The 24,472-nt window shown below is 64.0% G+C and carries 21 protein-coding genes; 13 read left to right on the top strand and 8 right to left on the bottom strand.

What is annotated here, in order from left to right; all coding sequences use genetic code 11:
* Positions 1-2: 2 nt before the first annotated feature.
* Genes NK8_RS27995 through NK8_RS27980 form a run of 4 tightly spaced genes read left to right on the top strand, consistent with a single transcriptional unit; the run spans position 3 to position 4,813 of the window.
* Entirely contained in the window at positions 3-1,394 is a 1,392-nt protein-coding gene (locus tag NK8_RS27995; protein ID WP_213233000.1) for an LLM class flavin-dependent oxidoreductase, read from the top strand.
* A complete protein-coding gene (locus NK8_RS27990; protein ID WP_213232997.1) occupies positions 1,387-2,226 on the top strand; it encodes a TauD/TfdA family dioxygenase in 840 nt (279 codons plus the stop codon). The genes NK8_RS27995 and NK8_RS27990 overlap by 8 nt, the downstream gene beginning before the upstream one ends.
* A gap of 2 nt (positions 2,227-2,228) precedes the next feature.
* Positions 2,229-3,593 carry an LLM class flavin-dependent oxidoreductase gene (locus NK8_RS27985; protein ID WP_213233230.1) on the top strand — a complete coding sequence of 455 codons (1,365 nt, stop codon included), beginning with the start codon at positions 2,229-2,231 and terminating at the stop codon, positions 3,591-3,593.
* Positions 3,594-3,616: 23 nt separating this feature from the next.
* On the top strand, positions 3,617-4,813 hold the full coding sequence (locus NK8_RS27980; RefSeq protein WP_213232995.1) for an acyl-CoA dehydrogenase family protein: 1,197 nt from the start codon (positions 3,617-3,619) through the stop codon (positions 4,811-4,813).
* Between the two features lie 3 nt (positions 4,814-4,816).
* Here NK8_RS27980 and NK8_RS27975 read toward each other — a convergent pair whose 3' ends face one another.
* The 4 genes from NK8_RS27975 to NK8_RS27960 all read right to left on the bottom strand — a co-directional run bounded on the left by NK8_RS27975 (position 4,817) and on the right by NK8_RS27960 (position 7,962).
* The gene (locus NK8_RS27975) at positions 4,817-6,145 is read right to left on the bottom strand and encodes an LLM class flavin-dependent oxidoreductase (RefSeq protein WP_213232993.1); all 1,329 of its coding nucleotides are present in this window, start codon (positions 6,143-6,145) and stop codon (positions 4,817-4,819) included.
* Between the two features lie 136 nt (positions 6,146-6,281).
* Positions 6,282-6,503: a hypothetical protein gene (locus tag NK8_RS27970; protein WP_162069877.1), complete on the bottom strand. Its 222-nt coding sequence runs from the start codon at positions 6,501-6,503 to the stop codon at positions 6,282-6,284.
* 33 nt (positions 6,504-6,536) lie between these two features.
* Entirely contained in the window at positions 6,537-7,664 is a 1,128-nt protein-coding gene (gene ssuD, locus NK8_RS27965; RefSeq protein WP_213233229.1) for an FMNH2-dependent alkanesulfonate monooxygenase, read from the bottom strand.
* Positions 7,665-7,770: 106 nt separating this feature from the next.
* Positions 7,771-7,962, bottom strand: coding sequence for a hypothetical protein (locus NK8_RS27960; RefSeq protein WP_213232991.1), 192 nt, complete (start codon positions 7,960-7,962; stop codon positions 7,771-7,773).
* Between the two features lie 220 nt (positions 7,963-8,182).
* Between NK8_RS27960 and NK8_RS27955 the strand changes: the two genes are divergently transcribed.
* Positions 8,183-9,172, top strand: coding sequence for a sulfonate ABC transporter substrate-binding protein (locus tag NK8_RS27955; protein WP_213232989.1), 990 nt, complete (start codon positions 8,183-8,185; stop codon positions 9,170-9,172).
* 15 nt (positions 9,173-9,187) lie between these two features.
* Here NK8_RS27955 and NK8_RS27950 read toward each other — a convergent pair whose 3' ends face one another.
* Positions 9,188-9,412 carry a hypothetical protein gene (locus NK8_RS27950; protein ID WP_213232987.1) on the bottom strand — a complete coding sequence of 75 codons (225 nt, stop codon included), beginning with the start codon at positions 9,410-9,412 and terminating at the stop codon, positions 9,188-9,190.
* A 268-nt stretch (positions 9,413-9,680) separates the two neighbouring features.
* On the opposite strand from NK8_RS27950, the gene NK8_RS27945 reads away from it, so the two are divergent.
* Positions 9,681-10,874 carry a porin gene (locus tag NK8_RS27945; RefSeq protein ID WP_213232985.1) on the top strand — a complete coding sequence of 398 codons (1,194 nt, stop codon included), beginning with the start codon at positions 9,681-9,683 and terminating at the stop codon, positions 10,872-10,874.
* Between the two features lie 33 nt (positions 10,875-10,907).
* Here the strand turns inward: NK8_RS27945 and NK8_RS27940 are convergent, their stop codons facing one another.
* Positions 10,908-11,864 carry a sulfonate ABC transporter substrate-binding protein gene (locus tag NK8_RS27940; RefSeq protein WP_162069881.1) on the bottom strand — a complete coding sequence of 319 codons (957 nt, stop codon included), beginning with the start codon at positions 11,862-11,864 and terminating at the stop codon, positions 10,908-10,910.
* Positions 11,865-12,076: 212 nt separating this feature from the next.
* The gene (locus NK8_RS27935) at positions 12,077-12,832 is read right to left on the bottom strand and encodes a FadR/GntR family transcriptional regulator (protein WP_213232983.1); all 756 of its coding nucleotides are present in this window, start codon (positions 12,830-12,832) and stop codon (positions 12,077-12,079) included.
* Between the two features lie 599 nt (positions 12,833-13,431).
* On the opposite strand from NK8_RS27935, the gene NK8_RS27930 reads away from it, so the two are divergent.
* Both NK8_RS27930 and NK8_RS27925 read left to right on the top strand, forming a co-directional pair.
* Complete coding sequence (locus NK8_RS27930) at positions 13,432-13,854, top strand: hypothetical protein (protein WP_162069883.1); 423 nt, start codon at positions 13,432-13,434, stop codon at positions 13,852-13,854.
* Positions 13,855-14,078: 224 nt separating this feature from the next.
* Positions 14,079-16,748, top strand: a complete 2,670-nt coding sequence (locus NK8_RS27925) for an excinuclease ABC subunit UvrA (RefSeq protein WP_213232981.1) — start codon at positions 14,079-14,081, stop codon at positions 16,746-16,748.
* Positions 16,749-17,220: 472 nt separating this feature from the next.
* Here NK8_RS27925 and NK8_RS27920 read toward each other — a convergent pair whose 3' ends face one another.
* Positions 17,221-17,919: a YdcF family protein gene (locus tag NK8_RS27920; RefSeq protein ID WP_225936492.1), complete on the bottom strand. Its 699-nt coding sequence runs from the start codon at positions 17,917-17,919 to the stop codon at positions 17,221-17,223.
* 428 nt (positions 17,920-18,347) lie between these two features.
* Here NK8_RS27920 and NK8_RS27915 point away from each other — a divergent pair, with 428 nt between their 5' ends.
* The 5 genes from NK8_RS27915 to NK8_RS27895 all read left to right on the top strand — a co-directional run bounded on the left by NK8_RS27915 (position 18,348) and on the right by NK8_RS27895 (position 24,469).
* Positions 18,348-18,602 (top strand): acyl carrier protein, encoded by a 255-nt coding sequence (locus NK8_RS27915; protein ID WP_061179864.1) that lies wholly within the window; start codon positions 18,348-18,350, stop codon positions 18,600-18,602.
* Positions 18,599-19,852, top strand: a complete 1,254-nt coding sequence (locus tag NK8_RS27910) for an acyl-CoA dehydrogenase family protein (RefSeq protein WP_213232977.1) — start codon at positions 18,599-18,601, stop codon at positions 19,850-19,852. Before NK8_RS27915 ends, NK8_RS27910 begins: the two co-directional genes overlap by 4 nt.
* A 4-nt stretch (positions 19,853-19,856) precedes the next feature.
* Positions 19,857-20,924, top strand: coding sequence for an amino acid--[acyl-carrier-protein] ligase (locus tag NK8_RS27905; RefSeq protein WP_225936491.1), 1,068 nt, complete (start codon positions 19,857-19,859; stop codon positions 20,922-20,924).
* Entirely contained in the window at positions 20,921-21,925 is a 1,005-nt protein-coding gene (locus NK8_RS27900) for a DUF1839 family protein (protein ID WP_162069888.1), read from the top strand. Before NK8_RS27905 ends, NK8_RS27900 begins: the two co-directional genes overlap by 4 nt.
* Positions 21,926-22,003: 78 nt before the next feature.
* Positions 22,004-24,469, top strand: coding sequence for a glycoside hydrolase family 2 protein (locus tag NK8_RS27895; protein ID WP_213232975.1), 2,466 nt, complete (start codon positions 22,004-22,006; stop codon positions 24,467-24,469).
* The last annotated feature ends 3 nt before the right edge of the window (positions 24,470-24,472 follow it).

Below are 24,472 nucleotides of genomic sequence, written 5' to 3'. Positions count from 1 at the left end.
CCATGTCCAAAGAGATTCGCATCAACGCATTCCTGGCCTTCGCGCCGACGCATCTGTCGCCCGGACTATGGGCGCATCCGCGCGACCGTGCGCTCGACTACAACTCGCTGTCGCTATGGACCGATCTCGCGCGCACGGCCGAGCGCGGCGGCTACGACGCGCTGTTCTTCGCCGATGGCATCAGCCAGTACGACGTCTATGGCGGCTCGAACGCCGCCGGCGTGCGCTGGGGTTTGCAGTTTCCGCGTCTCGATCCGCTATTGCTCGTCTCCGCCATGGCGCAGGTCACCGAGCATCTCGGCTTCGCGGTGACGAGCAGCGTGAGCTACGAAGCGCCGTTCCTGTTCGCGCGCCGCATGTCGACGCTCGATCATCTGACGCGCGGGCGCATCGGCTGGAACATCGTGACGAGCTTCGGACAAAGCGGCTCGCGTGCGATCGGCCAGCCCGACGCGCGTCCGCACGACGAGCGCTACGACCTTGCCGACGAGTACATGGAGATCGTCTATCGGCTGTGGGAAGAAAGCTGGCAGGACGGCGCGGCGGTGCGCGACCGCGAGGCGCGCGTGTTCGCGGACCCGGCGCGCGTGCATGAAATCCGCCACGAAGGCCGCTTCTTCTCGATGCAGGGCACGCACTACTCCGAGCCTTCGCCGCAGCGCACGCCGCTGCTCTATCAGGCGGGCACGTCGAATCGCGGCAAGGACTTCGCCGCGCGTCACGCCGAATGCGTGTTTCTCAGTTCGCCGACCGCGCAACTGGTGGCGCGCGATGTCGCCGACGTGCGCGCACGCGCCGCCGCGCTCGGACGCGATCCGGCCTCGGTGCTGTTCTTCTCGCTCGCAACCGTGATCGTCGCGCCGACGTCGGAAGAAGCGCAGGCGAAATGGCAGGAGATCCAGCGCCACGTGAGTCTCGAAGGCGCGCTTGCGCTGTTCTCGCGCTGGAGCGGCATCGATCTGTCGAAGTACAGCCCCGACGATCCGTTGCGCTACGTGAAGAGCGAAGGCATGCAGTCGGCGATCGAAGCGTTCACCGTGGCCGATCCCGAGCGCGTGTGGACCATCGGCGAGCTGGCGATTTTCAATGCGATCGGCGGCAAGGGGCCGGTGTTCATCGGCTCGCCGACGGAAGTCGCCGACGCGCTCGAAAGCTGGAAGGCGCAGACCGGCGTCGACGGTTTCAATCTCAGCCACGCGCTGTTGCCGGGCACGCACGAGGATTTCGTCGATCTCGTGGTGCCGGAGTTGCGGCGTCGCGGCGTCTACAAGCAGGACTATCGCGCGGGCACGTTGCGGGAAAAGCTCTACGGCGAAGGGCAAGCGCATCTGTCCGCGCCGCATCCCGCCGCTACCCATCGCGCCGCTACTATCGAGGAACCCGACCATGCTTGATACCGCTTACGAAACCATCACCGTGCAGCCGTTGACGCGCCATATCGGCGCGCTGATCGGCGGCATCGATCTGACGCGGCCGCTCGCGCCCGAACAGGTGAACGATGTGCGTCGCGCGCTGCTCGCGCATCAGGTCATCTTCTTTCGCGATCAACCGATCACGCTCGATCAGCATCTCGCGCTCGGCCGGCACTTCGGCACGCTGCATGTGCATCCGAACAGTCCCGGCCCGGACGGCTACCCGGAAATCCTGCAAATCCATAGCGATGCGACCACGAAGCGCATCGCAGGCGACCGCTGGCATTCCGATGTCTCATGCGACGAACAACCGCCGATGGGCAGCATCCTGCATCTGCACACGCTGCCCGCGCACGGCGGCGACACGCTCTTTTCCAGCTCGTACGCGGTATACGAATCGCTGTCGCCGGGTTTGCGGACCTATCTCGAAGGACTGAGCGCCACGCACGACGGCGAGCCGACGTATCGGCAACGCAACCGGCTGCGCGGCATCGACGATAGCGGCAAGACGTTTCCCAGGGCATCGCATCCGGTTGTACGCACGCATCCGGAAACGGGCCGCAAGGGCATCTTCGTGAATTCGAACTTCACGACACATATCGACGGCGTGCCCGCAGCCGAAAGCGAAGGCATTTTGCGTCTGCTGTTCGAACGCTTCGCGTCGCCCGAATTCCAGGTGCGCTTTCGCTGGGAGCCGCATTCGATCGCCTTCTGGGACAACCGCGCCGTGCAGCATCTGGCCGTGTGGGACTACTACCCGGACGTGCGCTCGGGCTTTCGGGTGACCATCAACGGGGACAAGCCTTTTCTATGAGCATGCCGAAGCAGATTCGCGTCAACGCGTTCGCGCTGCACAGTCCGGTGCATCATTCGCCGGGCATGTGGCGGCATCCGCGCGACCGCTCGCTGGAATACAACACGCTCGACTACTGGGTCGATCTGGCGCGCACGCTGGAGCGCGGGCTGATCGATTCGCTCTTCATGGCCGACAGCATCGGCGTGAACGATGTGTACGGCGGCAGCATCGACACCGCATTGCGTCACGGCGCGCAGGTGCCCAAGCAGGACCCGGTGATGGCGCTCTCCGCGATGGCGTACGCCACGCGCAACCTCGGCCTGTGCGTGACGAGCAACGCCAATCACGAACCGCCCTACGTATTCGCGCGCCGCATGTCGACGCTCGATCATCTGACGCGCGGGCGCATCGGCTGGAACATCGTGACGGGCTTCGCGCAGAGCAGCGTGAAAGTGCTCGGCAAGGATGGCGTGGCCTCGCGTGACGAGCGCTACGACATCGCCGACGAGTACATGGACGTCGTCTACAAGCTGTGGGAAAACAGCTGGGAAGACGGCGCGAGCGTGCGCGATACCGCCACGGGCATCTTCGCCGATCCGTCGAAGGTGCATCGCGTCGAACATGAGGGCCGGTACTTCAGGGTGCACGGCATCCACATGACCGAGCCTTCGCCGCAGCGCACGCCGGTGCTGTTCCAGGCGGGATCGTCGGCGCGCGGGCAGCGCTTCGCGGGACGTCATGCCGAAGGCATCTATCTGAGCGGGCCGAGCAAGAAGGTGCTGACGCCGGTCGTCGCGGGCACGCGCGCCGAGGCGGTGAGAGCCGGCCGCGATGCACGCGATATCCAGTTCTTCACGATGGCGACCGTCATCACCGGCCGCACGTCGAAGGAAGCGCGCGACAAGTACGAGGACTATCGCCGCTATGTGACGCCCGAGGCCGCGCTCGCGATGTTCTCGGGCTGGACCGGCATCGACTTCTCGACCTACGACCCCGACGAGCCGATCCGTTACATGCAGCTCGACGCCGGCACCTCCTCCGCGCTCGAAGGCTTCACGAAGCTCGATCCGGAGCGCGTGTGGACGGTGCGCGAGCTGGCGCTGCACAACGCGATCGGCGGGCGCGGCCCGGTCTTCATCGGCGCGCCCGATGAAGTCGCGAACGCGCTCGAAGACTGGGTCGATGAAACGGATATCGACGGCTTCAACCTGAGTTACGCAGTCACGCCCGAAGCCTACGAAGATTTCGCGGATTTCATCGTGCCGGAGTTGCAGGCGCGCGGCCGCTACAAGACCGCCTATGCCCCGGGCACCTTGCGCGAAAAGCTCGGCGGCGCGAATGGCCGCCTGAACGACCGCCATCCCGGCGCGGCATTTCGCCGATAACTTTTCTCTCGCAAACCAAAATCATGAGCACGACCCCGTATCACAAGGCACTGGCCGCCCTTCCCGCGCTGGCCGAAGAAATCGGCGTCGACGCCGCACAGCGCGAAATCCGCCGCGAATTGCCGTTCGCGGCCTTCGATGCGTTCCGCCGCTCCGGTCTCGGCGCGTTGCGCATTCCCGTCGAGCGCGGCGGTCTCGGCGGCACGCTCGAAGACGCGATTCATGTCGTCACCACGCTGGCCGCCGCCGAATCGAACGTGGCGCATGCGCTGCGCGTGCATTTCGACGTGGTCGAATCATTGCGGCTCGCGCCGAACACGCCCTTTCACGACCGGCAAGTGAGCCGCATCGTCGAAGGGGCGCTGTTCGGTGGCGCATCGGGCGAACAGGGCACGGCGCGCGCGGGCGAGATCGAAACCGTGCTGCGCCGCGAAGGCGACCACTTCCGCGTGACGGGCAAGAAGTACTACACCACGGGCACCGCGTATGCAGACTTCGTTCGCACCAACCTCGTCGATGAAAACGGCAAAGGCGTCACGGCGATCATTCCGGTGCGCGCCGAAGGCGTCCAGGTGCTCGACGACTGGGACGGCATGGGCCAGCGCATGACCGCGAGCGGCAGCACGGTGTTCGACAACGTCCGCGTCGACGCGCACGAAGTGACCGAGAAAGGCTACGGTTCGCTTATCGGACGTCATGGCGGTGCGTATCGGCAACTGCATCTCGTGGCGGTGGCGGCGGGCATCGTGCGCAGCATCGTTGCCGATGCGCGCGGCTACGTGACCGCGCATGGCCGCCCCGTGATGCACTCCACCGCGCCGAGCGCGCGCGAGGATGTGTTCATCCAGCAGGTCGTCGGCGAATTGTCGGCGCTGAGCCATACCATCGACGTGCTGGTGCGCGAGAACGCGCGCACGCTCGGCGTGTCATCGGATGCGATTCTGCGCGGCGATCCCGATGCGGACGAACTCGTGCTGCAAGGCGCGCTCGCAACCGCGCGCACGCAGATCGTCGTCGGCAGGCTCGCGTTGCAGGCGGGCGAGCGGCTGTTCGATGCGGGCGGCGCGTCGGCGACGTCGCGCAAGCATAACTTCGACCGCCACTGGCGCAATCTGCGCACGATCTTCAGCCACAACCCGCTGCATCACAAGGCGAAGGTCGTCGGCGACTACATGCTCAATGGCGTGAAGACGCATCTGGTCGAAGGGCGCACGTTCTGAGCGCTAGCCTTCGAAGAAACGGTTGGCGGGCCTCGGCAGGCCGAGATGCTCGCGCAGCGTCGCGCCCTCATAGGCTCGCCGGAAGATGCCGCGCCGCTGCAACTCGGGCACCACCTTCGCGGCGAAATCGTCGAGTCCCTCGGGCAGGAACGGGAACATCACGTTGAATCCGTCGCTGCCTTCCTCGACGAGCCACTGCTCCATTTCGTCCGCGATCTCCGTCGCGGTGCCGACCATCTGCAAGCCGGAATAGCCGCCGACGCGCTGCGCCAGTTCGCGGACGGTGAGCCCTTCGGCGCGCGCCATGTCGATCACGCGGTCGCGCGCGCTCTTGCTCGCATTCGTTTCGGGAATCTCGGGCAAGGGGCCGTCGGGATCGAACGATGAAACATCGTGGCCGAGCGCGATCGACAGCGATGCGAAACCGCTCTCGTCGTGCACGAAGGTGTCGAGCAGCGCGCGCTTCTCCTGCGCTTCGCCGTGCGAATCGCCCACCACGACGAAGGCGCCCGGCAGGATCTTCAGATGCTCGCGCGCACGGCCGAGGCGTTCCATGCGGCCTTTGACATCGGCATAGAAACGCTTGCCCGCTGCGAGGTTCGGCTGCGCGGTGAACACGGCGTCGGCGGTTTCGGCGGCGAGCTGCTTGCCTGCTTCCGACGATCCCGCCTGCACCACCACCGGCCAGCCCTGCACCGGCCGCGCGATGTTCAGCGGCCCGCGCACGGACAGATAGTCACCCTTGTGATCGAGCACGTGCAGCTTGTCCGGATCGAAGAACAGGCCGCTTTGCGCGTCGCGCACGAAGGCGTCGTCGGCCCAGCTATCCCAGAGGCCCGTGACGACATCGTAGAACTCGCGCGCGCGCCGATAGCGCTCGTCGTGTTCCATATGCTCTTCGCGGCCGAAGTTGCGCGCGGCGTCGGGATTGGATGTCGTGACGAGATTCCACCCCGCGCGCCCTTCGCTCAGATGATCGAGCGAAGCGAAGCGCCGCGCGATGTGATACGGCTCGTCGAACGTGGTCGACGCCGTCGCCACCAGCCCGATGCGTTCGGTCACCGAGGCGAGCGCCGAAAGCAGCGTGAACGGCTCGAACGAGGTCGCGGTATGGCTGCGCTTGAGCGCGTTCACCGGCATGTTGAGCACGGCGAGATGATCGGCCATGAAGAACGCATCGAAGCAGGCTTTCTCCAGCGTCTGCACGAAACGCTTCAGATGCCTGAAATTGAAGTTGGCGTCGGGGTACGCCCCCGGATAGCGCCACGCGCCGGTGTGCAGGCTGACCGGGCGCATGAACGCACCGAGATGGAGTTGTCGGGGGTGTGGCATCGCGTCGGCTGGAGAACGAATGGCAGGTCGCGCCAAGGTACCCCAACTCGCGAAGACGCGCTCGAATGTCCGGGCATATCGATATCGCCCGATGTCATGTGCGGCGCCCTTCTACCTGCGCGCCGCAGTATTTCCGCTACCTTCCCCGACGTCCGCGCAGGATTTCATGGGCGGCGTACACCGAGATGAAGACGCCAATCAGCAAGGCCGCGACGCCGAGCGACTGGTCGACCGTATCGCGCCACGCCAGCCTGCCGTAGCACCAGAGCGCCACGCCGAGCGCCGTCATGATCGCGCCGAACACCAGTTCCCAAGCGGGCCCTGTCGTCGATGAACTGATCCGGTGCGCCATCTTCATCCCTACCTCCGTGACGGCGGCAGACGCCGCCCTTTAACGCGGGCCGTGACCCGCGCGAATATCGAAGGCGCCGCCCGTCTGCCGCGCGCCGGTCGTGACGCGCCCCTTACCGGGCAGGAGCGGGAACACCAGCTCCGCGAAGCGATACGCCTCCTCCAGATGCGGATACCCCGACAGCACGAAGCTGTCAGCGCCCGCCTCCGTATATTCCCGCAGGCGAGCCGCCACTGTCTGTGCGTCGCCGACCAGAGCCGTGCCGGCGCCGCCGCGCACGAGCCCGACGCCCGCCCAGAGGTTCGGGCTGATTTCAAGCCGGTCGCGCCGGCCGCCGTGCAGCTCCGCCATGCGGCGCTGGCCAACCGAGTCCATCTTCGCGAAGTTCTGTTGCGATTGTGTGATGTCTTCGTCGGTGAGACGGCTGATCAGCGAATCGGCGGCGGCCCACGCTTCGTCGCTGGTCTCGCGCACGATCACGTGCAGGCGCACGCCGCAGCGCAGCGTGCGGCCACGTCGCGCGGCGCGCTCGCGCACATCGGCGAATTTCGCGGCGACGGCGGCGGGCGGCTCGCCCCAGGTGAGATAGGTATCGACGTGCTCGGCCGCGATCTCGTGAGCCGCCTCCGACGAACCGCCGAAATACAGCGGCGGATACGGCTTCTGCACCGGTTCGTGGAAGTTTTTCGCGCCTTTCACGCGCACGTGCTTGCCCTCGAAATCGATCGGTTCGCCCGTGAAGAGCCTGCGCCATACGCCGAGAAATTCGTCCGCGTATTCGTAGCGCGCTTCGTGATCGAGAAAGACGCCATCGGCGGCGAGTTCGGTCGCATCGCCGCCCGGCACGACGTTGAGCAGCAGCCGGCCGCCGAGCGCCTCGTCGAGGGTGGCGGCCTGACGCGCCGACGCCGTGACATTGCCGAGCGAAGTGCGCAACGCGACCAGCAGCTTGATGCGACGCGTAACCGGCGCGAGACTCGCGGCGGTCACCCACGGATCGAGGCAACTGCTGCCGGTGGGAATCAACAGGCCGTCGTAGCCGAGTTCATCGGCGGCGACGGCGATCTGCCGCATATAGGCGTTGGTCGGCGCACGGCCGAAATCGGACGCGCCGAGATAGCGCGTGTCGCCCGATGTGGGCAGGAACCAGAAGACATCGAGACTCATCATGCACTCCGAAGCAGCGTGAACCGCGCCGAGTCTAGCGACGCGCGGATGACCGGCTAACCATCGAATGCAGATAAGGATATGCGCGCAGGCGCTAAGAGACGCTTCAGAATGGCGGCTGGAACAGATCGACCGCAGTGCCCATGTTGAAGTACCCGGCCTGAGCGAACAACGCGATGTATTCCAGCCGCTCCGCGCAACTTGCCTCTTCATGGCGGCCAGGCGTCTCGCAGGCGCATGGGTTCATCGCGCGCCGGACTTCGCGAATGCGCCAGTAATGCGTCAGCAATTGCGGCATGGGTCGCTTCCTTCAGTACATGAACGCTTCAATCTAGGCCGCTGCGAGGGGTTTCACAAACGAGCTTTTCTGCGATGCATTCCACTCGGATCATGTACAGCGCCTGCGCGAGGCAAAAGCATATGACGCCGATTGCGATAGCGTTATCTCCATTACTACGTTGGTCCCAAGGAGCCTTCGCTCTAGCATCTGAGCTCCTCGAAAACTCCCGATTCCTGTCATGTCAAAAAGCAGAACAACCGCCGACCGTCGCGCGTTCCTGTCCTTCTCCGTTCGCGCCGCGGCGAGCGCCGCCGCATTCGCCTCGATGCCCGCATCGTTCGCGCAACAGGGCGGGTCTGGACAAGCGCGCGTGCTTCGTGTCGGCAACCAGAAAGGCTATCTGAACCTGCTCAAGGGACGCGGCACGCTGGAGAAACGGCTGGCCCCGCTCAACGTATCGGTGAGCTGGACGGAGTTCTCCGCCGGGCCGGTGCAACTGGAAGCGCTCAACGTCGGCTCGATCGATTTCGGCGATGTCGGCGAAGCGCCGCCCATCTTCGCGCAGGCCGCGGGCGCGCCGCTCGCCTACGTCGCGGCGACGCCGGCGCGGCCGCGCTCCGAAGCCGTGATCGTGCCTGCGCAATCGTCCATCAGGAGCGCGGCGGATCTGAAGGGCAAACGCGTGGCGCTGAACAAGGGCAGCAACGTTCACTACTTTCTCGCGAAGCTGCTGCATCAGCATGGTCTTCGATATGGCGACGTCGAACTGGCCTTTCTCGCTCCTGCCGATGCGCGCGCCGCGTTCGAGCGCGGCTCCATCGATGCGTGGGTCATCTGGGACCCGTTTTTCGCCGCCGCGCAGAAGACGCTGAATGCCCGCATCGTGGCGGATGCGAGCGGCGTCGTCGGCAATCGCGCGTATTACTTTTCATCGCAGAGTTATGTGGCGAAGAATCCCGATGTGATTCGCATCGTCATCGACGAAATCAAGGCGGTCGATCAATGGGGCAAGCAGCATCCCGACGAACTCGCAAGCGAGCTCGCGCGGCTGTGGGGCTTGCCGAAGCCGGTCGTCGAGCTTGCGGTGAGCCGGCAGGTGTTCGGCACCGAGGCCATCACACGCAGCATCATCGGCGAACAGCAGCAGATCGCCGATACGTTCGTCGAACTCGGGCTGATACCGAGGCATGTCGATGTGCTCAAGGCCGCGCCACCCGATCTCGCCTGAAGCGCGTGCGCCGGCTCAACTGCCGGCGCGCCCGGACTTGCCGCGCTGATCGATCCATAGCCGGGCCCAGCGGGCCGCGTACGCGATGGCGTGATCGGCTTCGAAAAAGTAGTCGAGCGCATCGAACGTATGCGATGCGCGACTCGCCGGTGTGCCGCTCTCGATGATCAGATTCGCGGCGTACAGGCCGCTCGGCAATGCATGCGCGGACGGCGCCACGTCATATCCCTTGTATCGCATGAGGGTTTCCCAATATCGTCCCAGGCGTTCAATGCTAGGGGCCTGCGCATGCTTCACCAACCAATGCTTTGACGAAAGCTAATCAGCGACGGCGTCAGTTGATCATCACGTCGCGCTGCGTGAATTGCGATGCATCGCATGGATTGTTCGGATTACAAATGACTGCATCGAACGATTACACATGAGAAATCGATCGTTCGACTTCAGTAAGCGCGACCGTAAGATCGGCTTCCCCAAAAACTCGTGGTTAACACGTATAAGGAAGTCAATGAAACGAGTCGCACTCGCCGGCGCTACCGGCATTCTGGTCACCCTTCCGGGCATCGTGCAGGCACAAAGCTCGGTGACGCTGTACGGGCTCATCGATGCGGGTATCGCCTATACGAACAATCAACGGGGCGCGCACAACTTGCAGGCGACGAGCGGCAAGCTCAACGGCAGCCGCTGGGGTCTGAAGGGCGTCGAGGATCTGGGTGGCGGTTACAGGACGGTCTTCACGCTCGAAAGCGGCTTTCGGGTGAACGACGGCACGCTTGCACAGGGCGGCCGCGAATTCGGGCGACAGGCGTTCGTGGGCATCGCGAAGACCGGCGTGGGCACGCTCACCTTCGGACGTCAATACGATCCGAACACGGATCTGGTCGCCGCGTACGCTGGCCCTGGCTTCTGGTCGCCGGCCACGCACGTCGGCGACAACGACAATCTGAACCAGACCTTCCGCATCAACAATGCCGTGAAGTTCCGCAGCGACACGATTGCCGGGTTCACCGTCGATGCACTGTATGCGTTCAGCAATCAGGCCAACAGCGGCGCGGGCACGGGCTTCGGCAACAACCGGGCATGGGGTGTGGCGGCGAACTACGTGAACGGCCCGCTCTCGGCCGGCGGCGGCTATGTGCTGCTCGATCATCCGAACGTCGCATCGAACACGGCCGGCGCGGTAGGCGGCGCATCGACCACGACCGGCGATGATTACAGCGGCGCGTTCTTCTACGGCCTCAACGGCGGCGTGGCGCGTCAGCAGATTGCCGTTGCGGGCGCGAACTACGCGCTCGGCGGCGTCGCGACACTCGGCTTCGCGTTCAGCCACACGCAGCTCGATTACAGCGACGGCTCATCGCGGAAGTTCAACAACTACGATGTCAACGCGCGCTACAACCTGACGCCAGTGACGACGCTCGTCGGCGTCTACACGTTCACCGACGGCCGCGCGAACAGCCTGCCCGGCACCGGCGGCGCGACGCTCAAGCCGCGTTGGCATCAGTTCACGCTCGGCCTCGACTACGTGCTCTCGAAGCGCACCGATCTGTATCTGTCCGCCGTGTATCAGCTTGCATCGGGCGACGCGTCGACGCGTGTGGGCGGCGGCTATCAGCAGATCGCGGCGATCGCGGACGCCGGCACGCCTTCATCGACGAACCGGCAGGTCGCGGCTTTCGGCGGCGTGCGCGTGCGCTTCTGACACTAACCGCTTAGTGACGGGCGAACCCACGGCTCACGCCAGCACCGCGTCCTTCGTCGTGATCTTGCGCGGGATCAGCTTGAGTTCGTGGAACGTATCGGCGATGCGTTGCTGCTCGTCCAGCACGGCCGCGTCGATGGGCCGGTAAACGTGTTCGTAATGCTGCAGGCCGGTCTGGATCGTGGCGGCGTCGAGCCCCTGAATCGGTGCGAGTTGCGCGGCGGCGGCCCCGACGTTCTGTCTGATCCACTGCCCTTCCTTGCCGAGTTCGTCCATCGTGATGACGATGACGTCCTTGCGCTTTTGCGCATACTCGCGCTGGCTGAGAAAGAACTGATGATGGCTGGCGACGCCTTGCGCATCGGCCAGCAAACGCGCGTTGCCTTGCGACTGCGCTGCGGCGAGGAACGGGTCCCAGATCGCCCAGGCGTCGATTGCCTGGCGCTCCAGCGCTGCGCGGGCATCGGCTGGTGCGAGATAGGCCGGCTGGATATCGCCATAATCGAGGCCGTGCTTGCGCAACAGCGCGATAATGAACCAGTGCACGTCCGAACCGCGATTGAAGGCGACCTTCTTGCCTTTCAGATCGGCGACCGTCCTGATGGGCGAATCCTTCGCGACGACCACGCCTTCCGCGCGCGGCGTCGGCACCTCGTAGGCCGTATAGACGAAATCCGCGCCCGCGGCCTGCGCGAACACGGGCGGCGCCTCGCCCACATAGCCGAAGTCGATCGCGCCGACGTTCAGGCCTTCGAGCAACTGCGGCCCCGCCGGAAACTCGGTCCAGGTGACCTTCACGCCCAGCGGCGCGAGCCGCTTTTCCAGCGTGCCTTTCGCCTTGAGCAGCACGAGCGTGCTCGCGGCCTTCTGATAGCCGATGCGAAACTGATCGTCGGCGAACTTCGCCCATGACGGCAAGGCGATGCCGGCCAAAGCGGCGGGAAGCGTGGCGAGGAAGGTCCGGCGGCCCCGCGAGGTCGTTCGATTCATGGTAAAGCGTCCGTGGTGATCAGTGTGAGTGAAGCCGTGCGCGGCCCGCCGCGCGGAGGGCGAGCCATGCTATCCCGCGCGTCGGCAACGGCAAAATGATCTTTCGAGCTAAGCTAAGAAGCGCAGATCAGAACGCATCGGCTAAGAGCGAACTTATTCGTTTTACTAAGTATTTTTTCGCTACGCGACGATACGCCGCGTGTCCTTCTAAGTTAAATCGCGTCCTGCGTCTTCGACGACGCTTCGTGCGCGCGCCGCAAGCGCTCGCGGCTGTTCGACAGATGCATACGCATTGCCGCGCGCGCCGCCTCGGGATCGCGTCGCTCGATGGCATCGTAGATGTCTTCGTGCTCGCGATTCACGCGATCGAGATAGCTGCCCGGATCGTTATGTGCGAGCGCCGCCGAATTGACGCGCGTGCGCGGAATGATGGTGTTGCCGAGCTGGCTCAGAATGCTGTGGAAATAGCGGTTGCCGGTAGCCTTGGCGAGTTCGAGATGGAACGCGACATCGGCGACGACGGCGTTGCCCTCGCCCGCATCGATGAGCCGCTCGAATTCATCGAGCGCGCGGCGCATCTGCGCGAGGTTTTCATCGGTGCGTCGCATGGCGGCGAGTCCGGCCGCCTCCGCTTCGAGACTGATGCGCAACTCGAGGATCGCCATCACGTCGCGCACCGTGAGATCGCCCGCGGCTTCGATCTGGAAGCGTTCCTGATCGCTCGCTTCGAGCACGAAAGTGCCGATGCCGTGACGCGTCTGCACCAGCCGCGCTGCCTGCAACCGCGAAATGGACTCGCGCACGACCGTTCGGCTCACGCCCAGCTGGGCCATGATTTCCGATTCCGTCGGCAGCTTGTCGCCGGGTTGCAGCGCGCCGCTGCGAATCCGCTCGGACAACTCGGCGACGACTTCTTCGGTGAGATTGCGAGAGCGGCGAAGCGCGCCGGACGCGAGGGCTTGTGACATTGAAGGGCCGGTCTTGGTGTGCTCGATGAGCAATTATAGGGCGCGGCACAGCTTGTACGATGACTATCGATTTCAGATCGAAATATGCGGCGGCGCGCATGGGTCATTTAGAAGCAGCACTCGCTTTACTGGCGTTATTGAATCGGCCGCGGTCCGGCTACGCACCCGGCCGATTTGGCCATGCTGGAAAACCCCTGCGAAATCATGCGATTAGGGACAAAACAAACCGTTGATAAACCGTCTGTTGCGGCGTAAAGTTGAAGTACAGCATGAAGTGAAACCGCGCCGTCAGACGGCATCCGCCGCACGCAGACGGCGGCAGTCCATCTGGAACAATGCAGGTTCGCTTCATCGTCCGGCTCGCGAATCCATGTCCGCATCCGTTGGATTCGCCATCTTCTCGCGCACTCGCGGGCCAGAATCAGCGGTTCACCGGCTCGTCGCCGCGCGTGTCTATGCGCTACACCACGCGGCTTGCGCCTCTCGCGCGTCTCGCTCATTTAAACAGGCGGCAGCCGGTGCATCTCCGTATTCACATTCGCCGGATTCGCGGCGATACTGAAGCGCAGCATCGAGTTGGCAGGCAAGGAGACGAGCAAATGATGCGTGAAGTCAGTGGAGCGTTCTTTGGCTCCCGTAAGCTGGACGAAGCACTGGAAGACCTACGGGCGGAAGGCATCGCGGGCGATCGGGTTCGCGTCGCGAACATGAGCGGGTTTGCCGACTTCCGTGCATCGCAAGCACAGAATGCCGCCTTGCAGACGCAATGGATCGCGGCGGAATACGCGGGCCACGGCGAACATCTCGGCGTCGTCGATACGCACGACTATCCGTTCGGCCTCGACGTGTCGGGAGACGACATCCTTCCCTCGTTCGGCGCCGACGGCGGCGATGCGGACGCCGCGTGCGGAGTCACGCGCGTGATCGTCAGCATTCGCGACGACGCGGAGATGCGCGCGGTCTGCGACATCTTCTCGCGGCTCGGGACCGACGATATCGACGTGGAAGGCGCGACGGTCTGATTCGCGCCGATTGAATCCCGCGACGGCGCACGTTCTTCGTCACGTGCGCCGCCCATCTTCTGCCCTGGCGCGACTCTGCTCCTCTCTACGCGCAAGCCGCACCCCGCCTCGGCTTGCATTTCGCATTCAAGATGAATAGCGCAAAATGCCATCGGGTATATGGCATGCTGCATGCAAATCTCCTCCCTTCCGATGTCACGTCCGGCCCCGAAGCCGCCCTGCTCATGGATGTCCGCAAAAATACCCGCAAATCAGCCGCCCCCGACGAGACCGCGGCCCGCTCGCGCGCCGGCTTCGTGCGCGTGCGCGGCGCGCGCGAGCACAATCTGAAGAACGTCGATGTCGACGTGCCGCGCGATGCCCTCGTGGTCTTTACCGGCGTATCGGGTTCCGGCAAATCGTCGCTGGCATTCGGCACGCTCTACGCCGAAGCGCAGCGGCGCTATTTCGAGTCGGTCGCGCCGTATGCGCGGCGTCTCATCGAACAGGTCGGCGTGCCGCAAGTCGATTCCATCGAGGGCTTGCCGCCCGCCGTCGCGCTTCAGCAGCAGCGTGGCGCGCCGAATGCGCGTTCGTCGGTCGGCAGCGTGACGACGCTTTCGAGCCTCGTGCGCATGCTCTACTCGCGCACCGGCAGCTATCCGCCGAAGCAGCCGATGCTCTACGCGGAAGACTTCTCGCCGAATACGGTCCAGGGCGCGTGCCCCGTGTGTCACGGCCTCGGACGCGTCTACGAAGTCACCGAAAAGTCGATGGTGCCCGACGACTCGCTGACGATCCGCGAGCGCGCCGTCGCCGCCTGGCCGCCCGCATGGCACGGGCAGAATCTGCGCGACATCCTCGTGACGCTCGGCTATGACGTCGATACACCGTGGCGCGACTTGCCGAAGAAGGACCGCGACTGGATTCTCTTCACCGAAGACCAGCCGACGGCGCCTGTCTATGCCGGACTCACGCCGAAGGAAACGCAGGCGGCGTTGAAGCGCGGCGCGGAACCGAGCTATCAGGGCACCTTCACGGGCGCGCGCCGCTACGTGCTGCACACCTTCGCGCACACGCAGAGCGCGCTCATGAAAAAGCGCGTGTCGCGCTTCATGATCGGCAGCGATTGCCGCGCGTGTCACGGCAAGCGGCTCAAGAAGGAAGCGCTGTCCGTGACCTTCGCGGGCCTCGATATCGCCGAGTTCGCGCGATTGCCGCTCAACCGTCTCGCCGATCTGCTCGCGCCCATCGCGCACGGCGACTGGCCCATTGACGACGGCGCGCCCGCATCCGCCCTCGCGAAGAAAGACCGGGTCGCGGCGACCGCGAAGCGCGTCGCGGCAGGCGGCTCGGCGCACAAGGCCGCGCCCGACGTGCGCCGCACCGCGAACCTCTCCAGCGAGAAACGCGCCGCCGCCGAGCGTATCGCCGCTGAACTGCTGGAGCGGCTCGCCACGCTGATCGATCTCGGCCTCGGTTATCTGTCGCTCGATCGCGCGACGCCCACGCTGTCCTCCGGTGAACTGCAACGTCTGCGACTCGCGACGCAGCTCGCGTCGCAACTCTTCGGCGTCGTGTATGTGCTCGACGAACCCTCCGCGGGCCTGCATCCCGCCGACAGCGAAGCGCTCTTCGCCGCATTGCAGCGCCTGAAGGCCGCGGGCAATTCTCTGTTTGTCATCGAGCACGATCTGCATACGATGCGGCGCGCGGACTGGCTCGTCGATGTCGGTCCGGAGGCGGGCGAGCGCGGCGGTCACGTGCTGTACAGCGGGCCGCCCGACGGCCTCGCATCGATCGAGGAGTCGCAGACGCGCAAGCATCTGTTCGCCCCGAAGCAGACGATCGCACGCGCCACGCGCGAGCCGCGCGGCTGGTTGCGGCTCGAAGGCATCACGCGTAACAACCTGCATGGCATCGACGCCGCGTTTCCGCTCGGCGCCTTCACAGCGGTAACGGGCATCTCGGGTTCGGGCAAGTCGAGCCTCGTCAGTCAGGCCTTGCCCGAACTCGTCGCGGAACGGCTCGGGCGCGCGCTCGACGACACGGAGGAAGACGAACAGGACCCGCTCTTCACGCCAGCGGCTGCATCGGCTGGCGGACGCATCATCGAAGGGATGGAAACGATCCGGCGTCTCGTGCGCGTCGATCAGAAACCGATCGGCCGCACGCCGCGCTCGAACCTCGCGACCTATACCGGCCTTTTCGATCACGTTCGCAAGCTGTTTGCGGATACGCCCGCCGCGCGCAAGCGCCGCTACGGCGCGGGGCGTTTCTCGTTCAACGTCGCGCAAGGACGCTGCCCGACATGCGAGGGCGAAGGCTTCGTCAGCGTCGAATTGCTGTTCCTGCCGAGCGTCTATACGTCCTGCGCGACCTGTCACGGTTCGCGCTACAACCCGCAGACGCTGGAGATCGAATGGCAAGGCAGGAACATCGCCGATGTGCTCGACATGAGCGTCGACTCCGCATGCGCGTTCTTCGCCGATGAGCCGAACGTGATGCGCGCGCTCGCCGTATTGCGCGATATCGGACTGGGTTATCTGCGGCTCGGGCAGCCCGCGACGGAACTCTCGGGCGGCGAAGCGCAGCGCATCAAGCTCGCGACGGAACTTCAGCGGGCGCATCGCGGCGACACGCTCTATATCCTCGATGAACCCACGACGGGCCTTCACCCCGCCGACGTCGACCGCTTGATGACGCAATTGCATGGGCTTGTGGATGCGGGCAATACGGTGGTGGTCGTGGAGCATGACATGCGCGTCGCATCGCTGTCCGATTGGGTCATCGATATCGGTCCCGGCGCGGGCGAGGATGGCGGCAGGATCGTGGTGGCGGGTGTGCCTTCGAGCATCGCGAAGTTTGCTTCGAGTAAGACGGCGGCTTATTTACGGGACGCCATACATTTCTAAGCGAAATTCGGAATAGTCTGTTTGCTCATTGCGGTCGATAGACGCTAAAACAGTCAGGCAAAGCATATTAGGAATGCTTGCCAATTGTGGAAGATTCCACGTACCTTGACTGTGATGAGGCAGCTTTTATGCGCAGGATAATCATCGACGCGATCCAAACCCGAAAGGTTCTTTCGTTCAGCTATGACGGCCTCCGAAGAGTGGTCGAACCGCACGCGGTAGGACGATCGAGGACCGGAAACGAGGTCCTTCGATGCTTTCAAACGAAAGGAGGACACGTCACTCCGGGACACGAATGGGATTTCTGCGTTTTTTCGAAGATTAAAGACCTGGCGGTTACAGGTGAGACTTTCTCGGGCGAACGTCCGGGTTATCGTCGCGGGGACAGCCATATGACCGAGATATACGCCGAACTGTAACGACAGATTCTGGGCGATTCGTCCGTCAGACCGCGCGAACGCAATCGCCCACGCTAATACAACCCAACCCATCTCCACACATAAAACCGTGCGATACCGACCAATTCATGCAACGCGCTGTCTGCATCGAACCATCCTCTCCGATGTGGCACCCACCACGTTCGCGGAATCCGATTAAAGGCAACCGCCGGTTGAGGATGAAGATCGAAGGCATCGAAAGCGAGCAAGGCACGCCGCATATGCAACGACGACGTAATCAGCACTGAAGCGTCGTATTGCCGCGAGCGCAATATCTTTTCCGTATTGCGCGCGTTCTCGTAGGTATCGAGACTCTGGTTCTCGAGAATCAGATCCGCGCGCTTCACGCCTGCATCGACGAGCAAGCCGCCGTACAAATCCGCTTCGCTCTGTTCGTGATGCTGCGGATTGCCTCCGCTCATAATCACGAAGCATTCCCGCTCCGTTTCGACGCAGCGTTTGTAAAGCGCTGCCGCGAGTTCGACGCGCGTTCCCGAATCGCCCTTTGGCACCAGACGCCGCTGCCGGTCATACCAGGTCCCGCCGCCGAGCACGATGATCGCGGTACGCGCACCGAGCGTCGGCTCGATCATGGAAGCGTGACCATGATTCGCAAGCCGCACCAGCGGTCCGGGCAGCCAACTCCCAAGCAGCCAGAATACGACGCCCGCAACGAGCATGACGGCGATACGCCGTCTCTTCCACGCAATGCCCAGCACAACGAATGCCATCATTAAGACTGTCAGTATCAATTACCTCACCCCGCCCAATAAGTTTTCAAACACCTTTCTACTTGCGCATAGTTTTTGCAAGGTCCGCAACGCAAAAGACGCAGGAGTTACCTGCATCGCCGCAAGCCGCGCCCCGCATCAGTTCGAATGATGCCGTTACTTCGCAGCATGCTTGATATCGCACAGAGCGCCGGATTCTCATCGAAGCCAACCGTGCGGCATCGCACGGACGCAGGGGCCTCGTAATTCGTTAAATACGATCAAACGAGAAACAAGACAGTGGGTGCGAGGGCGCTCGCGAAGGCGTCATCACGAGACGCGAACAACAACACTGACTTTGAGTCCCGGAGCACTGCGGCATTCGATAAGAATTCATCGCCGCACTCCGGATTAGCTGCACCGTTGGCCGGGTACAAGGGAAAACATACACAATGAAAACTGAATTGCGTCGCATCCTCGCCGAGTCCGCTCGTCTCGACGTGCCTATCGACACGCTCGCCGACGGCGACGATCTCTACGCCGCAGGTCTTTCCTCGCTTGCCACGGTACACGTGATGCTCGCGATCGAAGACGAGTTCGGCATCGAGATTCCCGATCACATGCTCACGCGCCGCCTGTTCTCGAGCGTCGATTCGCTCGCGTCCGCCGTCGACGAACTGCGTCGTCAGCAGCAGGCGGCAGCATGAACGCGCCCGCTCAGGAGCTGGAAATAGCCGAGCTCGCGCAAAGCGTGCACGCGCGCGGCGAAAGCGAGCTGATAGAAGCCGCCAAGCGCGTCGCGGCCATCGCAGCGAAGCACGCCGATGCGGTGGACCGCGAGGCACGCTTTCCCGCTGAAGCGATCGCCGCGATGCGCGATGAACGCCTCTTCTCGGCGATGATCCCCAAAGCGTATGGCGGCGATGGCCTCTCGCTCACCAGCGTCGCGCGCTTGTGTGAAGCGCTGGCGCAAGGCTGCGCATCCTCCGCGATGATCTACGCGATGCATCAGAGCCAGGTCGTGTGCATCGTCGAACATGGCGTGAACGTCGCGTGGCAGCGCGATTTCCTCGCGCGCATGGTCAACGAGCAGTTGCTGCTCGCATCGGCGACATCGGAAGAGAACATCGGCGGCAACATGCGCACCAGCGCATGCGCGGTCGATCTCGTCGATAACGCGTTTCGCATCGAGAAGCTCGCGCCGACCATTTCGTACGGCAAGTATGCCGACTGCATTCTCGTGACGGCGCGCCGTCATCCGGATGCGCCGCCTTCGGATCAGGTGCTGATCGTCGCTCCCCGCGATACCTTCACGCTCGAACAGCGCGGCACGTGGGACACGCTCGGCATGCGCGGCACGTGCAGCGAAGGACATCGTCTCGTCGCGAGCGGCACGGCCGAACAGATCCTGCCGACGCCGTTCTCGAAGATCGCCGACGAAAGCATGCTGCCGGTATCGCATACCTTGTGGTCGTCGGTATGGTGCGGGATCGCGAGCGACGCGGCCAACCGCGCGCATCAGTTCTTCCGCAATCAGGCGCGTGGCAAACCCGCGTTGCCGCCCTCGGCTGCACGGCTCTCGCAAGTGCTCACGCTCATCAAGATGATGCAGGCGCGTCTGCGCGAATCGCTCGCCAATGTCGAGGCCGCGCAGGCCGAACGCGCGGCGCGCAAGGCGAGCCAGAGCAATGACGATGACGCGCCGCTCGCGGCGTCGATCGGCATCAACGCGGACCTGAACATGCTCAAGCTGGCGATTTCGCAATCGGCGGTGCATGTCGTGCAGGAGACGCTGATGATCTGCGGCATGGCCGGTTACAAGAACGACACGCCGTTCAGCGTGGGGCGCCATCTGCGTGATCTGCATTCCGCCCCGCTCATGATCAGCAACGACCGCATCGAATTGAACACGGCGAATCTGCTGCTTGCGCAGCGCGCCGCAACGGGAACCATTTGACGATATGAACATGCCGACGGAACAGGCCGCCATGATGCAGGCCGAAGCACAAGCACAATCACAAGAGACTCGGGCACCGTACGACAAATCGGACCTGACCTTGCGCGATCGCCTGATCGAAGCCGGGATTCTGCTCGACACGGGCGAAGACGGTCTCTATGGCCGCAGCGAAGTATTCGAGGATGTCGTCGAGCGTCTCAATCAGGCGATCACGATGCTCGGCGCGGATCAAAAAGCGGAAGTGCTGCGCTTCCCGCCCGCGATGCGCCGCCGCGACTTCGAGGACAGCGAGTATCTGAAGAGCTTCCCAAATCTCGCGGGCACGATCCACTCGTTCCAGGGCACTGACCGCGGGCATCATCGCCTGCTCGAAGCGCTCGACAAGATCGTGCATATCGGCGAGGAAGAAGAGCGTTCCGACGACTGGATGGATCAGCAGAAGCCCACGCGCCTCGTGCTCACGCCGGCCGCCTGCTATCCGATTTATCCGCTCGTCGCGAAGCGCGGCAAGCTCGCCGAAGACGGCGCGACCTTCGATGCGTTCTCGTACTGCTTCCGTCACGAGCCGTCCATCGATCCGGGCCGCATGCAGATGTTCCGCATGCGCGAGTACATTCGCGTCGGCAGCCCCGAGCAGGTGATGGCGTTCCGTCAGAAGTGGATCGAGCGCGGCTCGCTACTCGTGAATCTGCTCGAACTGCCCTTCGAGATCGATCTCGCCAACGATCCGTTCTTCGGTCGCGGCGGCATGATCGTCGCGGATAGCCAGCGCGCGCAGCAACTCAAGTTCGAACTGCTGGTGCCGGTTGCAACGCCCGATCGTCCGACCGCGTGCCTCTCGTTCAACTATCATCAGGATCACTTCGGCGAGCTGTGGCACATCAACCAGGCCGACGAGCAGGTCGCGCATACCGCGTGTGTCGGATTCGGCATGGAGCGCACGACGCTCGCGCTGTTCCGCCATCACGGTCTCGATGTCAACGCGTGGCCCGAGCAAGTGCGTCAGTTGCTGTGGGGCGACAAGGCGCCGCTCATCGAGCAAGGTCTCGCCAGCCTGGGCAGCCAGGCATGAACGCACGCTCGCCGGCAGAAGCCGTAACCCACACGCCCGCATCCGCGGACGGCCAGTTCCGTCAGCACGCGCTGCATCGTGACGAGCGCGTGTGGCTGGAGACGAACTGCTACGTCGACCTGTGGATCGAGCTGCTGAACCACTATGGCTGCGATCCGCATGCGGCGCTCGGCTTCACGGTGACGCAGGCGTTCGAGGGCGATCAGTTCACGTTCCCGAAGTTCTCGCTCGACGATATATCGCGGCTCTACGGCCTGCAGGCCCAGGAGCTCGCGATCTTCGACACGCTGGAAGCGCACGTGCGCGAACAGACGCGGCGCGGGCAGATGGTGGTGGTCGAGATGGACTCGTACTATCTGCCCGATACGCGCGCAACCGCGTACCGGCAGACACATACGAAGACGACCATCGCCATCGACGCGATCGATACCGATGCGAAGCGCATCACGTACTTCCATAACGCGGGCTATTTCGCGTTGTCGGGCGAGGACTACGATGGCGTGTTCCGTCTGATGCCCGGCCTCGCAAGCGATGTGCACGCGCTCTTCCCGTACGTCGAGTTCGTGAAGCGCGCGCGCGCACCGCTGCAAGGCCAGGCGATGGTGCAACGCTCGGTCGAACTGCTCGCGTTGCGCCTCGTGGATCGTCCCGCGACGAACCCGGTCGCGCAATGGCGCGCGGCCTTTCCCGAGCACTTGCGCGCATTGCTCGAACGCGACCCTGCGTACTATCACCTCTACACGTTCAACGTGATGCGTCAGCTCGGCTCGAATTTCGAGCTGCTGTCGAAGTATCTCGGCTGGCTCAACCAGCACGGCGTGGAAGTGGCGAGGGAGATTCAGGCGAACGCGCAGTCCATCGCGAGCGAAGCGATGGTCATGCAGTTCCGCCTCGCGCGCGCACGCATGCGTTCGCGCATCGATCCGTGCGAGGACTGTCTCGAATCAATGCAGGCTGCCTACGACAGAGTCATCGAGCCGCTCGCCGCGCGCTTTCTCTGAACGCCGAAGCCGCGCTTTCACGCGCGGCTTCGGTGTCGTTCATCGGATTCCATCAACGTCCATCAACGAGGAAGGTTCATGCACGTCTTGTCCGCGCACGCGCCGCGGCGTCTGTCCGAAGGCTGGCAGTGCGTGAGCACGCCCGCGGGCGCGTGCGCCGCGCCCGCATCGCTCGATACGTTCACGCAGTGGATCGACGCGCCCGTGCCCGGCACCATCGCAGCGGCCTTGCGTGCGTCGGGCGTGAACGATGAAGCGCTCGCGCAACCGTTCGCGCATGTGGATCACTGGTATCGCGTGAAGCTCTCGGGAAACGGCAAGCGCCGTTTGCGCTTCAACGGACTCGCGACCATCGCGGAAATATGGCTCGACGATCGCAAGCTGCTCGATACGGATTCGATGTTCGTCGCGCATGATCTCGATGTCGATCTGAACGGCGATCACATGCTGCATCTGTGCTTTCGCTCGATCGCGCCCGCACTGGCCGCGAAGCGTGGACGCGCACGCTGGCGGCCGAAGCTCGCGCAACCGGCGACGCTGCGCAACGTGCGTACGACGCTGCTCGGCCATATGTCCGGATGGTGCCCGACGATTCAACCGGCGGGTCCCTGGCGCGCAATCGAATTGATCGGTGAATCGCGCAGTTGCATCGACAACGTCGACATGCATACGCGCATCGAGGGAAACGACGGCGTTCTGGATATCGCCGTGCGCTTCTTTCATGCGCAGGAGCACGGGCCGATCACGCTGCAATGCGGCGAAACGCAAGCCACGTTGCAATGGCAGGACGCGCATACGCTCACTGGCCAGGTGCGCGTGCCGAACGTGCGCGCGTGGTATCCGCATACGCACGGCGAGCCGTCGCTTTATGCCGTGAAGCTCGGCGATATCGCGCTCGGCGACGTCGGCTTTCGAACGATCGAAGTCGATCGCGGCGCGGATAACAAGGGCTTTCAGCTCGTCGTGAACGGTGTGCCGGTGTTCGCGCGCGGCGCGTGCTGGACCTCGGCCGATATCGTCGCACTCGATGCGCCGCGCGACAAGCTCGACAGCATCTTCAGGCTGATGCGCGACGCGGGCATCAACATCGTTCGCGTGAGCGGCATCACGCTCTACGAATCCGACAATTTCTACGAACTCGCCGACAAGCACGGCGTGCTCGTGTGGCAGGACTTCGCGTTCGCGAACTTCGACTATCCCGACGATGAAGCCTTTCGCGGCAGCGTGCAGCGCGAAGCCGAGCAATTCCTTGCGCGCACGCGCCGCTTCGCATCGCTTGCGGTGCTGTGCGGCGGAAGCGAAGTGCATCAGCAGGCGGCAATGCTTGGCCTGCCGTTCGACGCATATCAGCAACGCCTCTTCACCGAACTGTTGCCGAACGCGATCGCCGCACGACGGCCCGATGTCGCCTATGTCGTGAACTCGCCGAGCGCGGCACCCGGCGACACCGAATCGATGCCCTTCAACACGCGCGGCGGCATCACGCATTACTACGGCGTGCCCGCGTATCAGCGTTCTTTCGACGACGTACGCCGCGCGCAGGTGCGTTTCGCGTCCGAGTGCCTCGCCTTCGCGAACGTCCCCGACGATGTCGCGTTGCGCGCGATCCCGAACCCGCGCGCGCACGAACCGCGCTGGAAAGCGGGCGTGCCGCGCGATCCCGGCTCCGCATGGGACTTCGACGATGTGCGCGAGCACTACATGCACTCGCTCTATCGGCTGGACGTGCCGCGCCTGCGTTATGAAAACCCCGAGCGATATCTCGAACTGTCGCGCGCCGTCGTTGCGGATGTGATCGGCGCGGTGTTCTCGGAATGGCGTCGCGAGGGATCGACCTGCGCGGGCGGCATCGTATGGAATCTGCTCGATGTGCGGCCGGGTGCGGGCTGGGGCGTGATCGATGTGCTCGGCGCACCGAAGAGCGCGCTGCATGGACTCGCACGCGTGTTGCAGCCCGTGCAGGCGCTGATTCTCGATGAAGGACTCGATGGCCTCGACGTGCATCTCGTCAACGAAACCGCGCGCGAGATTCGGGCGCGCGTCGAACTCGCCTGCCTGCGCGATGGCGCGGTGAAGGTCGCGGGCGGCTCGCGCGATCTCGTGTTGCAGCCGCGCAGCGTGCAGCGCGTCTCGTCGAATGCGCTGATCGGCGCGTTCTTCGATATCGCATATGCGTACCGCTTCGGCCCGCGTGCGCATGATGCGACGCATGTCGTCCTGCGCGATACGGACACGGGCGCGGTGCTATCGGAAGCGTTTCATTTTCCCGATCCGTCGGTTGGCGAGCGGCGCGATATCGCCCTGCATGCCGCCGTCGAGAAAGACGACGACGGCTGGAGTCTCGTCGTCGGAACGGATCAGCTTGCGCGCTGGGTGCATGTCGTCGATCCGAACTACTACGCGCGCATCGACTGGTTTCATCTCGCGCCGGGCAGCACGCGGCGCATTCCGCTGGCGGCGCGGCACGCGAACGTACGCGCCGCGCCCGAGGGCGATGTGTCCGCGATCAACGCGATGCGCAGCGCGACGTATCGCGCTCAATGAAAC

Origin of the sequence: Caballeronia sp. NK8 (genome assembly GCF_018408855.1) — a bacterium.
In the GTDB taxonomy this organism is placed as follows: domain Bacteria; phylum Pseudomonadota; class Gammaproteobacteria; order Burkholderiales; family Burkholderiaceae; genus Caballeronia.
This window is presented reverse-complemented; position numbering and strand designations above follow the sequence as displayed.